15 protein-coding genes are annotated in these 12,097 nt (G+C 64.3%); 2 read left to right on the top strand and 13 right to left on the bottom strand.

Annotated features, from left to right (window positions below):
* Positions 1 to 25: 25 nt before the first annotated feature.
* Positions 26 to 844 carry a hypothetical protein gene (locus ABH924_RS04550; RefSeq protein ID WP_404497228.1) on the bottom strand — a complete coding sequence of 273 codons (819 nt, stop codon included), beginning with the start codon at positions 842 to 844 and terminating at the stop codon, positions 26 to 28.
* A 116-nt stretch (positions 845 to 960) separates the two neighbouring features.
* On the opposite strand from ABH924_RS04550, the gene ABH924_RS04555 reads away from it, so the two are divergent.
* Positions 961 to 1,275: a hypothetical protein gene (locus ABH924_RS04555; protein ID WP_234751429.1), complete on the top strand. Its 315-nt coding sequence runs from the start codon at positions 961 to 963 to the stop codon at positions 1,273 to 1,275.
* 20 nt (positions 1,276 to 1,295) lie between these two features.
* Here ABH924_RS04555 and ABH924_RS04560 read toward each other — a convergent pair whose 3' ends face one another.
* The 7 genes from ABH924_RS04560 to ABH924_RS04590 all read right to left on the bottom strand — a co-directional run bounded on the left by ABH924_RS04560 (position 1,296) and on the right by ABH924_RS04590 (position 7,520).
* Positions 1,296 to 1,613 carry a metalloregulator ArsR/SmtB family transcription factor gene (locus tag ABH924_RS04560; RefSeq protein ID WP_234751427.1) on the bottom strand — a complete coding sequence of 106 codons (318 nt, stop codon included), beginning with the start codon at positions 1,611 to 1,613 and terminating at the stop codon, positions 1,296 to 1,298.
* Complete coding sequence (locus tag ABH924_RS04565) at positions 1,610 to 2,092, bottom strand: SRPBCC family protein (protein WP_404497230.1); 483 nt, start codon at positions 2,090 to 2,092, stop codon at positions 1,610 to 1,612. The genes ABH924_RS04560 and ABH924_RS04565 overlap by 4 nt, the downstream gene beginning before the upstream one ends.
* Positions 2,093 to 2,179: 87 nt before the next feature.
* Positions 2,180 to 2,851 (bottom strand): response regulator, encoded by a 672-nt coding sequence (locus ABH924_RS04570; protein WP_404497232.1) that lies wholly within the window; start codon positions 2,849 to 2,851, stop codon positions 2,180 to 2,182.
* The gene (locus tag ABH924_RS04575) at positions 2,848 to 4,476 is read right to left on the bottom strand and encodes a sensor histidine kinase (RefSeq protein ID WP_234751423.1); all 1,629 of its coding nucleotides are present in this window, start codon (positions 4,474 to 4,476) and stop codon (positions 2,848 to 2,850) included. Before ABH924_RS04575 ends, ABH924_RS04570 begins: the two co-directional genes overlap by 4 nt.
* A gap of 80 nt (positions 4,477 to 4,556) precedes the next feature.
* Entirely contained in the window at positions 4,557 to 5,939 is a 1,383-nt protein-coding gene (locus ABH924_RS04580) for an amidase (protein ID WP_404497234.1), read from the bottom strand.
* Positions 5,932 to 6,120 (bottom strand): hypothetical protein, encoded by a 189-nt coding sequence (locus ABH924_RS04585; RefSeq protein ID WP_404497236.1) that lies wholly within the window; start codon positions 6,118 to 6,120, stop codon positions 5,932 to 5,934. Before ABH924_RS04585 ends, ABH924_RS04580 begins: the two co-directional genes overlap by 8 nt.
* Complete coding sequence (locus ABH924_RS04590) at positions 6,117 to 7,520, bottom strand: amidohydrolase family protein (RefSeq protein WP_404497238.1); 1,404 nt, start codon at positions 7,518 to 7,520, stop codon at positions 6,117 to 6,119. The genes ABH924_RS04585 and ABH924_RS04590 overlap by 4 nt, the downstream gene beginning before the upstream one ends.
* Before the next feature lie 68 nt (positions 7,521 to 7,588).
* Here ABH924_RS04590 and ABH924_RS04595 point away from each other — a divergent pair, with 68 nt between their 5' ends.
* On the top strand, positions 7,589 to 8,509 hold the full coding sequence (locus ABH924_RS04595; protein WP_404497240.1) for a polysaccharide deacetylase family protein: 921 nt from the start codon (positions 7,589 to 7,591) through the stop codon (positions 8,507 to 8,509).
* On the opposite strand, the gene ABH924_RS04600 is transcribed toward ABH924_RS04595, so the two are convergent.
* The 5 genes from ABH924_RS04600 to ABH924_RS04620 all read right to left on the bottom strand — a co-directional run bounded on the left by ABH924_RS04600 (position 8,506) and on the right by ABH924_RS04620 (position 12,095).
* On the bottom strand, positions 8,506 to 9,228 hold the full coding sequence (locus tag ABH924_RS04600; protein WP_404497242.1) for an aspartate/glutamate racemase family protein: 723 nt from the start codon (positions 9,226 to 9,228) through the stop codon (positions 8,506 to 8,508). The two genes, ABH924_RS04595 and ABH924_RS04600, sit on opposite strands and share 4 nt — an antisense overlap.
* Positions 9,228 to 9,845, bottom strand: coding sequence for a helix-turn-helix domain-containing protein (locus ABH924_RS04605; RefSeq protein ID WP_059388278.1), 618 nt, complete (start codon positions 9,843 to 9,845; stop codon positions 9,228 to 9,230). The genes ABH924_RS04600 and ABH924_RS04605 overlap by 1 nt, the downstream gene beginning before the upstream one ends.
* Positions 9,846 to 9,997: 152 nt before the next feature.
* Positions 9,998 to 10,741, bottom strand: a complete 744-nt coding sequence (locus tag ABH924_RS04610; RefSeq protein ID WP_404497244.1) for an aldolase/citrate lyase family protein — start codon at positions 10,739 to 10,741, stop codon at positions 9,998 to 10,000.
* The gene (locus ABH924_RS04615) at positions 10,741 to 11,142 is read right to left on the bottom strand and encodes a cupin domain-containing protein (protein WP_404497246.1); all 402 of its coding nucleotides are present in this window, start codon (positions 11,140 to 11,142) and stop codon (positions 10,741 to 10,743) included. Before ABH924_RS04615 ends, ABH924_RS04610 begins: the two co-directional genes overlap by 1 nt.
* 29 nt (positions 11,143 to 11,171) lie before the next feature.
* On the bottom strand, positions 11,172 to 12,095 hold the full coding sequence (locus ABH924_RS04620; RefSeq protein ID WP_404497248.1) for a polysaccharide deacetylase family protein: 924 nt from the start codon (positions 12,093 to 12,095) through the stop codon (positions 11,172 to 11,174).
* Positions 12,096 to 12,097: the final 2 nt, after the last annotated feature.

A 12,097-nucleotide genomic window follows, 5' to 3' on the forward strand; every position in this document is an offset into this window, starting at 1 on the left:
AAAAGCCAAGCGGCAACGGATCGCCCTATTTGAGGGCACGCTTCCAATTCATCGTCAGGAACGTGACCAGGACGGCTATCGCTGCGGCGAGGGCCAGGCTGACGGGGCCGGTGCCCCAGTCGAGTCCCCCTCGGTCGGGGGAAACAGCGGTCCAGTCAGAGAAGGACGCCCCCAATGGCCGGGTCAAGATGTACGCGAACCAGAAGGCCGGGATCGCAGCCAGCAGGCGACGCCAGTGGGCAAGTGCGGGGACAGCGATGACAACCGCGAACATGATGCCTGAGGCAAGGTAGCCCAGGCCCAGCGTGTAGGCGGTCAGGTCTCCAGTGGCCGTGCCAAGTGCGAAGGTTGTCAGCACCGCAGCCCAGTAGAAGGACTCCCGACGCCGGGTGGTGATGCTGTGGATGGAGAGGGTCTTTTCGTTCCGGTGCCAGAGCAGGAAAACGACAGCGAGCGCCACGGTAAAGAACAGCGTCGACGCCAGGTAGGGGACGCCAAGCCCGACGTGAACGGCGTCCGCAGCCATGGTCCCAAACACGCTGACCATCGCGACGGCGGTCCAGTACACCCAGGGGATATACCGGCGGACCCGGAACTGCAGAACCAACGAAATCACCAATGCCGCGAACCCGAGGCCCAAAGCGATCTCGGGTTCGAAACGGTGGACAAGAAAATCGGACGTAGTTTCGCCCATCCCGGTAGTGAGGATCTTCACTACCCAGAACAGGACTGTCACCTCGGGTACTTTCGAGGCGGAGGCTCGGGAGACGGCGTTTTGCAGTTGTCCGCCAACAGCCAGGGTGTCCTTGACCCGCGGGCTGGCGGTGAGTTCTTCGGGCATCATGGCCCCCATTGTTCAGGGCTTTCCCGAGCGTTTCCCGAATGTGACGCGTGGCGCCGCGGCCTGACACGGCAACGAACCCCTCAAGCATCCGGCCCGATTCGCGGGATAATGGAACTATGGCCGATCAGGATCTGGATCCTTGGGATGAGTTCGACAGGCTCAAGCCCGCGGGACACGATCGCGTCCAGGGCTATCCGGGAGGAGAACCCCTGGGTTTTGGCTTCCAGACGGGCGTGCGGAGCGCAAGAGTGGCCTTCGGTTTCGCCGTCTACGCGCTGGTCCTCGGAACCGTGCTCGTCCTTGTCGGGATCATTGACTTTATCGGCACGGGCGAGTTGCTGTGGCTCGGATTGATGGTGCTCATCGAGGCCGCCTTCATCTACGGATTCATCCAGCTGGCGCACCAAGCGCGCAACCGGCGCTCAACTTAGACGCGCCCGTTGTCGAAGAATTACAGCCCCTCCGCGATGCGCTTGATCGCGGCCAGGCGGCGGTCCCACTCTGCGCCGATGCGATCGAGGCTGCGTGCCGTCTCGCTCAGCTGCGAGCCGAGCACCCTGTAGCGCAGTTCGCGGCCGACGCGCACCGATTCAACGAGTCCGGCCTCCTGCAGCACCGCGAGGTGCTTGGCGATCGCTTGTCGGGTGACCGGGAGCCGCCCGGCGAGGGCCGACGCCGATGCGTCGCCCTCGCCGAGCGCAGCCAGGATGCTCCACCTCGTCTCGTCGCCGAGCGCGGCGAACACTGGAACCAGGGTGCTCGTGGTCACGACCCACCCTCGACATAAGCTGCCAGTTCGTCCAGCTCCGAGTCCCAGCCCTGGCGGTGGCTCTCCATGTTGAACGCCGGATCGCTCGCCGTGTCGAAGCCGGTCTCGACGACGGTGAGCCGCGTTCCGCCGTCGAGCGCTTCAAGCGTGAAGCGGAACACGGTCGAATGGTCAGGGTCGACCTCGGCCGGCTGGGTGCCGCGCGCGTCGTCGTTGCTCCAGCGGTAGGCAATCATTCGCGGCGGGTCGAGCTCCTCGATCAGCACCGGGAAGGCGCCGTATCCTTCGAAAGAGAAGACACCGCCGGCACCGACGGCGACCTCATCGAGGACGGCGGTCTGCCCGAACCACCGCGCAATGTGCTCGGCCTCGGTGATCGCGGCCCAAACCTTCTCGATCGGAGCGGCGATGGCGATGGTGCGCCTCACAGTGAATTCGCCGGCGTCGACGACAGAGGCCTGGTTTGCAGTCATAGTCATGATTCTGTTCCTTTCAGTCAGTTACTGCAACTAAAGGGTTGCATTAACTTTTCGAAAGAGCAACCCCTAGGTTGCAGATCTGATTCCTCAACCCTTGCGCGGCAAGTACGTATTCACCGGGCGCCCCGTCGAACCGTAGGCCAAATGCAGGTCAACGAGTCCTTTGCGTTCGAGTTCGCTGAGATAGCGCTGGGCCGTGGGGCGGCTGATTCCGACGCTGCCCGCAATCTCCGATGCGCCCAAGGGTTCCGTGGAGTGAACCACCATATCGAGGACCTTTTGCATCGTGGGCGGCAGGCGCCGGGGTGCTTTGGCGGGAGGAGCCGTCCGGCGCAGGCTGAAGAGCTGGTCCACGGTCGCCTGGTCGGCCACGGTCCGGGACTCTGACTCCTGCCGCCAGCGCCGGTAGGCCTCGAGCTGGGTTTGCAGTTGCTCGAAGCCAAACGGTTTGACGAGGTAGTACACCGCTCCTCCGCGCATGGCAGCCCGTACAGTCTCAAGGTCCCGGGCGGCGGTGATCATGACGGCGTCGAGCTTTTCGCCGGCTCCCTGAAGCGACCTCAATAGGCTGATTCCGTCTTCATCCGGAAGGTAGACATCGAGGAGAAGCAGGTCTGGTTTGAGCAGCCGCACCGCTTCCCTGGCCTCCGCCGCGGTGTGGGCCTCACCGACGCATTCGTATCCCTCGATTTTGGCCACGCGGCTGGCGTGGATGCGCGCTACGCGGAAGTCGTCGTCGACCACCAAGGTGCGGATCATTCGATTGATTTTCCTGTCATGACCGGGGCGTCGGATTCCATGTGCGGTTCCGGCAACCAGATTTCAAAGCGTCCCCCCGGGCCCGGGAAAACATCCATCGTGCCGCCTGCCCGGTGAACGATCCTGCTCACCAGAGCAAGGCCTATCCCACGACGCATTCCCGGCCGCGGTTCCTTGGTCGTGAACCCGTCGGCGGTGATCGTGCCCACCAATGCTGCAGGAACGCCGGGCCCATTGTCGGTCACACAGATGAAAATGCCCGAGGAATCGTCCAACTGGATGGTCACCTCACGGGGCGCGGGTTGCTCGGCGAGGATCTCGACGGCGTTGTCCAGGAGGTTCCCGACGATCGTCAGCAGCGCTTGGGTTTCGAGGAACGGTTGGCGCAGCTGCGAGTCGTCCGTCACCGAGATCCCGACATCCTGCTCAGCAGCCACGGTGATTTTCGCGAGCAGCAGGGCCGCGAGCTCCGGCGGCTCGATCCGCGAGCGCAAGCCCTCGCCAAGCGAGCGCGAGGTGTCCGAAATCCGGGAGACGAAATTCCGCGCCTGGTCCACGTCTCCGAGTTCCAGGAGTCCGTCCACCACGTGGAGGCGGTTGGCGTACTCATGCTCTTGGGCACGCAGGGCCTCCATCAGGCCTTCGACGGAGCGAAGGTCACGCACCAGGCCTTCAACTTCCGTGCGGTCGCGCAGGGTGACCACGGAGCCTATGCTCCTCCCGGCCAAGGCAACGGACATCCGGTTCACCACCAGCAAGGCGTCCTCGGTGATCACGATCTGGTCGGTACCGCTGATCTGTCCGGTCAGCAGGGAACGAAGCCTCCCGGCGGGCAGAAGATCCTCGATCTTCTCTCCCAGCACGTTTTCTTCCAGGTGCAGCAGGGTGCGCGCCTCGGAGTTGATGACGGTGACCCGGCCGTCGTCGTCAAAGCCGATCATCGCTTCGCGGATGCCGTGCAGCAGGGCTTCGCGCTCCTGCAACAGGGACGCAATCTCCACCGGTTCGAGATCGAAAGTGACCCGCTTGATTCTGCGCGCCAGCAGGGCGGAGCCCATGGCGCTGATCACGAGGACTACGGCCGAATAGCCGGCAATCAGCAACACCTGTTTGGCGAGTTCGCTGCTTTCCGTGGTCTCCAGGATTCCCACCGAGACCTGCCCGACGACGGTCCCGTCCGCCGCGCGTACCGGCGCCTTGGCGTTGACCGAGTCGCCGAGGCTGCCTTTGTCGATGCCGACATGGGTCTGCCCGTCCAGGACGGCTACGGGTTCTTCCAGGGTCTGTCCAATGAGGCCCGGATTGGGGTGGGAGTACCGGACACCTTTCCGGTCGGTGACGACGACGTAGTCCGGCTGCGCTTGGGACTGGACCTTCGTCGCAATCGCCTGAATCGAGTGCGTTGGATCTCCATTCCCCAGCGACGTCACGATTTCCGGCATTTGCGCCACAGTCGTGGCGATCCCCAGCGCACGAAGCCGGTATTGGTCCTCAAGGGTCTGATTGCTGATCTGGGTGTAGAGAAGCGCGCCCAAGGTGACTGTCACAAAGAGGATGCAGAGCAGCCACACCAGGATCTGGGAGGCAAGCGGCCGCGCCTTCCAACGCGCGCCGAAAAATCGCAAGCCACGCAACTCTGGATGCACCGCCAACCTCTTCCTACTCTCCCTGTAGCTTATGTGACAAAGTTCACGGCTACTACGGCTCAGCCGCGGACCGGCACCTGGGCGTGCCACGAGGTGTGCTTCTCATAGACGTGCGCGATGCCCAAGAGGTCTGCCTCCGCGAATTCCCGTCCGAGGAAGTGCATCCCGACCGGTTGTCCTCCGGCAAATCCGCAGGGGATGCTCAGTCCGGGCATTCCGGTGAGGTTGGCCGGTGAGAGCATCATGAGCGCGCTGGAGAGGGAGTCCTTGCCTGTTGAACCGGTCAGCGAATGGGACATGTCCGCTTCGATCGGCGCGATGGACGGCAGCGTCGGAGAAACCAATGCCTGGACTCCGGCGAAGTCCATGGCAGTCCGCAAGGACGCGCGAAGATACGAGCGCACTCGGAGCGCCAGCTCGACATCCTCGCGCTGCACCAGGGCGCCGGTCTCGATCATCACGCGGGTGCCGGGCAGATACTTGCCAGCGCTTCTGGCCAGCAGCTCGCGATGGTGTTCGACCGATTCGGACAGCGAAATCGCCAAGCTCGCCGGCAGGGCCATCTTCAGTTCAGGGAGGGACAGCTCGACAACCTCCACCCCGAGTTCCTGCAAGGCAAACACAGCCCGTTCAAGGACCGCGACCACTTCCGGTGTGACCTCCCACTCGGCCCAGGCGCCACGATCCACCGCCACGCGGGTCAGGGCGGGCATGGCCTCGGGGAGCACCATCTCCTGCAGCCGGGCCGCCGTCTCCGGGCCCACCATGCTTTGGAGCATCGCCGCGCAGTCCGCCACGCTTCGAGCGATCGGCCCGATGTGGTCGAGGGTATGGCTGACGTTGAGCACGCCCGATCCATCCACCATCCCGGCCGTCGCCTTGAGGCCCACCAGCCCGTTCACCGATGCCGGATTCCGCACGGATCCGCCGGTATCCGTGCCCAGGGCGCCCGGTGCGCTACCCACGGCCACGGCCACTCCCGAACCGATGCTGGAACCGCCCGCATAGCGCTCGGCTCCCCAGGGATTTTTCGACGGCGGGGTCCCCTGTCCGAAGGCGAACTCATGGGTCACCGTCTTGCCCAGGATCACTGCCCCGTTCCGCCGCAAGTGCCGAACCACGCCGGCGTCGTCGGAAGCAACCCTGCCCCTGAGCGCCAGCGACCCGCCTTCAGCAGGCATCCCCCGCACGTCGATGACGTCCTTCACTCCGAGCGGAATCCCGTGGAGCGGTCCGAGGAACTCGCCGCGCGCCGCGCTATTGTCCGCGGAGCGCGCCTCGTCTCGAGCGCCCCGCCGGTCGACGTAGGCCCACGCATGCACCGAATCTTCCGTGGCTTCGAGCCGCCCGATGACCGATTCCACGAGTTCGGCTGCGGAGAGTTCGCCGCGGCGCAGGAGCGCGGACGCCTCGGCAATTCCCAGTTCCCATGCCTCAGTCATTCGCGCCACCTCCAGGGGCTTCCTGCAAACGTCGGGGGTCGAAATCGGCCCTCAACGCGGCCATGCCGCGCTGAAAGTCACTGAATGAGCGTTCGACGGCGGCAGCGTCCTCCCGCTGGATCGTCTCGCCAACGAGCTCGATAAGTCGCGCGGACTGCTCCAGAGTCAGGTGCCCGCTCACCGGCGGGCCGCCGGAGTCAGCCGACCATCCCGCACCACACAGACCCCACCCACGAAGACGAAGCGTACGTCCCGGAAGTCTTCGGCGCTGGCCACGACGACGTCGGCATCCCGCCCCGGCTCAATCCGCCCACCATTCGGCGCGATCCCCGGAATCAACGCAGTCACTGCAGACGTCGCCATGGCCACTGCTCCTGCCAAGGATTGATAGCCGTGCTCGGCGACATCCTGTACGGCCGAGATCAATTCGTCGTGATGTCCCTCGTGTCCGTAGTCGGTGGCTAGGACCTCCACGAGACCGGGTTCCTGAAGCAAAACATCCCAGTGCTCGCGCGTTGTCACGGTCTGTTTGCGGTGCAGGAGGTCGAAAACGGAAACTTCGGCTGACCAACCGTGGTCCCTGCCGAGCCTGGCCAGCGCGAGGGCCTCCGCGGGAGTGTGCGAGGGGTGGTTGGCGTGGGAGGCGATGACACTCGCCTTGGCCCCGACTGTCTTGGGCCCGCCCGTCTTGACCCGTGGTGTCCCGTCCATGAGTTCGCGCATGACGCGGGCTGTCGCGGCTGCACTGTGCAGGATCGCCGGCACGCCGAATCGAGCCGCGGCCTGGACGCCCTCCCGGATGCCGTTGAGTGCCGGCTCGACGGAAGGCAAGACGGAATCCGCGATGATTTTCCGCAATTCAACGAGGTCGATTTGTCCTTCCAACCTTGCCTCGGCGGCCGCGGCGCGCAGTTCGGCCATGTCGCAAGCGTCGGGCTCGATGAACCGGCCAAGCACGGCTTCCTTCATCCGCCGGGCCTGCGCCGAGTGCACGCGCACGCCGCTTGCCCTTTCGATCGCGCGAGGGATGTAGCTCAGGTCCTGGCCTCCCCCGCCGAGGGTCTGCCCGCCGCCGAGTTCGCCGATCGCGATCGCGCCGTCGTCGAGCATCTTCTCTACCGTGCTGTGGCCGGACTGCGCGGGCAGTCCCCTGCCGTCAGCCATTCGTGCGGCCCGCTCAGCCTCGGGCAAGTGCGTCGTGGCTCCCCGGACGTGGACCGCATGCCGGCGGTCCGCTTCCCGGACATGGTCCATGGTGCAAAAACCGCAAAGGTTCAGCACCGTGGTGGTTCCCGCAAGAAGGTGGCGGTCAAGGTTCGCCAGCCACTCGTCGTCGGGCAGCGCGGGAGCACCGCTGGGCATGAGCGGGCCGGGAGTCACCCCGTGGACGTGGCTGTTGATGAGACCGGGCATCACGACGCATCCGATCGCATTGATCACCTCGCCGTCGAAGGCTTGCTCGCGGTCCCAACGCTCGAAAACGTCGGAGATGCGCCCGTGGCGCAGGATGACTGCTCCTGATTCGAGCACCGTATTGCCTGTGCCTGGCACTACGGTGCCACCGTGGATGAGCGTAGACATTCGACTCCCTATCGATTACGTTCATGATATCGAAGTATCTTCACTATAACCACAGAGGAGATTCCACCGTGTCGGTCCCCTCCACCACCCGGGATTTCGTGGGCTACGGCGAGCATCCACCGGAGTTCCGCTGGCCTGGAGGTGCACGCGTTGCCGTGTCCCTGGTGATCAATGTGGAAGACGGGGCGGAGCGCAGCATCGCGCGCGGAGGCCCTGCGGACGATCTTGGCGCCCACTGGATCAAGCACCCCGCCCACCCCACGGTCCGGAATCTCACACTGGAATCGGCTTTCGAATACGGATCCAGGGCAGGCATCTGGCGGGTATTGCGCATTCTGAGGCGCCACAAGGTGAGGGCAACTGCCTTCTGCTGCGCCACGGCACTTGAGCAGAACGCCCAGATCGCGGCCGCGCTCGTCAGGGACGGCCACGAAATTGCCGACCACGGTTACAACTGGGACACCCACGCCGGGCTCGCTCCCGACGAGGAACGCGCGCTCATTACCGCGTCCCGCGATTCCATCGCCAGGAGCACCGGCGTTCCGCCCACCAACTGGTACTCCCGCGACGGACTAAACCCCGGTACACGGGACATTCTCGCCGCCGCTGGATTCGTGTATGAGTCCAATAGCTTCAACGATGACTTGCCGCATTTTGGAACCGGGATAGACAACGCGGGGAAGGGCGGAACAGGGTTGCCAGTCTTGCCCTACGCCGGTGACACCAACGACTCGGGCCTCTTCAGGCAGTTCCCCACGGCTACCGCATTCGCCCGCCAATTGTGCGGCACCCTGGACATGATGCTCACTGACAGCCGGTCCGGTCCGTCCGTCATGAACGTGGGCCTGCACCCGCGCCTCATTGGCCGGCCAGCCTACGCAGCCGCCCTGGACACCTTCTTGTCGCACGCGGGCAAGAATTCGGCATGGATCGCGACGCGTTCGCAGATCATCGAGGCGTGGCTGCTGAATACCCGGCGAGCGCACTAGGCGCGAGCGAGCAGCGCGCCCCATCCCGGGATCGGGCGCGCAGTTCCGGCCAAGCGGAGGAGATGCCACAGCGTGGCTGTTGCGCTGTCGACGACGGGCACACCGAACTCGGATTCGAAGCCGGCCGCCAGATAAGCCGAGCGAAGGTTCGTCCCGATACAGACGACCGCGTCGGCGTCGGAGCCAAAGGCGGGCCTCATGAGCGCGCCGATATCCGCGCCGGACATTCGCGAGATCTCCGGATTGGACATTGACCTCGCGGGCACCGAAGAGCGCACTACTTCCAGGCCGCTGGCTGCGTACTCGCGTTCAATGAGCGCCATGATGCTCGGGGGGCCGGGAAAAACGACGGCGACCCGGCCGGCGTCGAGCGCCTCCAGGGCGGCCACAAGCGCCAGGGATGCGGTGGTGGCCGGCGCGCCCGCGGCCTCCGTCAATGATTCGGCGAGCGCCCGGTCCCCTTCGAGGCCGGTCCAGGATCCCGACGTTCCGTGGAACGCGATGGCATCCAGCCCGGCATCACTGAGCAGTGACGGCGCGTCGCCGAGAACCTTCGCGTCGATGCGGTCATCGAGGTCTGCCGGGAGCCGGAAGCGGCTGTAGTGGACGCCGACGTCGGGCGATCCGGCCAGGATGTCAGCCGTCAGGGACTCCGCGTTGGAGTTCGACGACGGCACGAGCATTCCCAAGCGGGAAGACGGGCCGGGCGGGCGGCTCATCAATGGGATTTACCCAGCGACGGCGGCGTCGAGATCGCCACCATGACCGCTGCAGTGTCCGTAAGGTTGCTCCACCAATGCGGCAGGGTGGCGTCATAGGTCAGGCTGTCGCCCTCGCCCAAGGTGAATTCCTGCCCGCCGACACTCGCCACGAGCGTGCCGGTCTGGACCACGACACATTCTTCACCCTCGTGCGAATGCGGAACCTCTGCGCCGTCGAAGTGCGCAGGAATGGTCATGTTGATGACGCCAAGCTTCCGGTCCGCATCGGGCACGATCAATTCCATGACGATTCCCTGGGAAGGAATTTCAATGCGGCGGCGATCGGCCCGGCGCACCAGCATGTGGTTCTGGGTCTCGCTGGGGTCGGTAAACATGCTCGCCAGCGGCACGCCGAGGGAATTGGCCAGGCGAAGGAGCGTGGCAAATGACGGATTACCGATGCCGCGCTCGATCTGGCTGATCAGTCCGGCGCTCACACCGGCCCGGTCCGCCAATTCCTCAACAGTGAATCGCCCGGCACGCTGTTCCTTGAGCATGGCGCCCAGGTGGGTGATCCACAGGTTGCGGTGCAGAGTGTCATCGTCGTCGACTTTAACAACTTCCGTGCTTCCCAATACAGCTCCTCAGTGTTCCAGCACTCATCAGTATATCGAAGACTCGTCAACTAAACGAAGAATCCTGGCAGGATCCTCCGGCGGCGAGCCTGCCTTCATCGTCACAGCATGCCAGCATCGGCATCGCTGCAGAAGAACCACGCGGCTCATTTTCACAGGGAGTCACACCTCGTCCAGTGCGTCTCCGGAGCGGCGGCTGCAGCCAGCTGCGCGATCATCGAGGCGAGCTCCCGCTCCCAGTACACCGCGGCGCGATCGGCGCCCCGGGCATGGACATCACCGGCACTGGCAATGTCGGCTGCGGGAAGGCCCACGCTTTGGCCGGCAGCTCCGAGGACGTCAACGACGCGCTGGACGGATTCGTCAAGCACGACCGCCCCGGGCCTCCCGTGTTTCAGCAGTTCGCCGGCTAGGTCCGTGGGGCCCACCCAGCCGCCGTCGAAACACTCCAACGCCACGAAGTCTTCGACGGCGTCGACGGCTTCCATCGTCTCAAAAAGCACAGTCAGCCGGGGCTCCAGCGAATAGTCCGCACCAAACGCCGAGGCGAACGAAGCCTGTTTCGGCCGGAACCCATGGGGGCCGAACCTCGTCGCCCGGTAGGCCCGTTCAAGTTCTTTCGGATGCCGCACCCTGGGGAGCACAATCTCGTCCACTCCCGTGTTGGCGAACGCTACCAAAGTCATGTCCTCAAGATCAGGGACACGGACGGCGACCCGCGTATTAGCCCCTGACAGTCGCTGGACCGCATCCGCGCATTGCTGCAGCGTCAACGTGGTCTGCTCTGCGTCGAGGACCACGAAATCCAGGTTTCGGTAGGCAACCACGGACAACAGCGTGGGGGTTGGCTCGGCCGTGATGAGTCCGACCTGCCGAACCAGGGACGACGTCGCCATCACTCGTCCGCCACGAACTGCCAGTCGGCGGGCTTGCTGACGCCGACAACCAGGTTGACGTCTTCGTCGCCGTCGTTGGTTATGCCATGGGTGGTGCCCCGGGGGATGTAGATGCCATCGCCAGGCTTGGCCCTGTACTCGGTGTCGCCCAGATGGACGAGGGGCTCGCCCGAAATGACCACGTAGAACTCGGAGGCATCGGGATGGTGATGGCATAAGTGATGCTGTCCGGGGAGGATCCTGCCCCAGCTGACGCATAGGTCGTCGGACCCACTCAGGTCACGCGAGATGAGCGTTGAGACGAGGCCTTGGTCCTTTTGTCCGCGAAGTCCCGTCTTCTCCAGCGCCGTGAAGCCCTGTTCATCCACGTTATGGACCAACCGCGAAATATCCGTGGCCATCGGAGTCCTTTCTCCCGGCATTGACGTCGTCACGCGCGGCCTTCGTACGCTGCTTCGAGCTGGCCGGCGGCAGGCGGGTTGGCGATCCACCACCGGGCAATTTCCTCCCTTGTGGCGAACCAAACGTCGTTCCGCGCGAGGGCATACTCCAGGAAGCGCCTGACCCCCAAGGCGACGCTGGGCCTCCCGCCGATGCGCAAGTGCACTCCTACGGACATCATCCTGGGTACGGTTTCCCCTTCGATCAGAAGGCAGTCGAGGCTGTCCTTCAGTACATTGAAGAAGTCATCCGCTGTCCCGAGGCTTCCGGGGCCCCAAAACCTCGCGTCGTTGGTGTCGCCCGAGTAGGGGACCACAAGGTGGCGGGATTCTCCGGCGGTCACGAAATACGGCAGGTCGTCCGCATAGGAATTGGAGTCATAGAGAAAGCCCTCGTCCTTGAGGATCGCGCGGGTGTTCTCCGTGATTCCTTCGCGGACATACCAACCCACCGGCCGGACACCCGAGACTCCCTCGATCGCCTCGACGCATGCCCTGATTTCGGCCAGTTCTTCGGCCGGAGTCATTCCGACGGTTCCCCGCCACTTGTAGCCGTGCGCGCAGATCTCGTGACCGTCGCGAACGATCGCCTGGGCGGCCTCGGGGTTTCGTTCCAGGGCCACACCGCAAGCCATGAATGTCGCGGGGACGTTGTAGTCCCGGAGCAAAGCCAAAAAGCGCCAGATGCCCACCCTGCTGCCGTACTCGAAGAAGGATTCCTTCATCAAACTCCGCCGGCCCGGATCCGAAGACCAGCCGCCGAAAATCGTGACGTCTTCATCGCTTTCATCACCGGCTTCTATGGAGCTCTCCGCGCCTTCCTCGTAGTTGATGACCATGGAGATGGCCACCTTGGCACCATTTGGCCAAGTTACGACCGGAGGGTTTTCCCCGTATCCAATGAGGTCTCGCATTG

Source organism: Arthrobacter sp. GAS37, assembly GCF_044908325.1.
GTDB classification, from domain to species: Bacteria; Actinomycetota; Actinomycetes; order Actinomycetales; family Micrococcaceae; genus Arthrobacter; species Arthrobacter ramosus.

Coding starts and splice junctions, on each gene's coding strand:
- ABH924_RS04550 (WP_404497228.1), bottom strand. CDS start 844: ATGATGCCCGAAGAACTCACCGCCAGCCCGCGGGTCAAGGACACCCTG.
- ABH924_RS04555 (WP_234751429.1), top strand. CDS start 961: ATGGCCGATCAGGATCTGGATCCTTGGGATGAGTTCGACAGGCTCAAG.
- ABH924_RS04565 (WP_404497230.1), bottom strand. CDS start 2,092: ATGACTATGACTGCAAACCAGGCCTCTGTCGTCGACGCCGGCGAATTC.
- ABH924_RS04570 (WP_404497232.1), bottom strand. CDS start 2,851: ATGATCCGCACCTTGGTGGTCGACGACGACTTCCGCGTAGCGCGCATC.
- ABH924_RS04580 (WP_404497234.1), bottom strand. CDS start 5,939: ATGACTGAGGCATGGGAACTGGGAATTGCCGAGGCGTCCGCGCTCCTG.
- ABH924_RS04590 (WP_404497238.1), bottom strand. CDS start 7,520: ATGTCTACGCTCATCCACGGTGGCACCGTAGTGCCAGGCACAGGCAAT.
- ABH924_RS04600 (WP_404497242.1), bottom strand. CDS start 9,228: ATGAGCCGCCCGCCCGGCCCGTCTTCCCGCTTGGGAATGCTCGTGCCG.
- ABH924_RS04610 (WP_404497244.1), bottom strand. CDS start 10,741: ATGGCGACGTCGTCCCTGGTTCGGCAGGTCGGACTCATCACGGCCGAG.
- ABH924_RS04615 (WP_404497246.1), bottom strand. CDS start 11,142: ATGGCCACGGATATTTCGCGGTTGGTCCATAACGTGGATGAACAGGGC.
- ABH924_RS04620 (WP_404497248.1), bottom strand. CDS start 12,095: ATGCGAGACCTCATTGGATACGGGGAAAACCCTCCGGTCGTAACTTGG.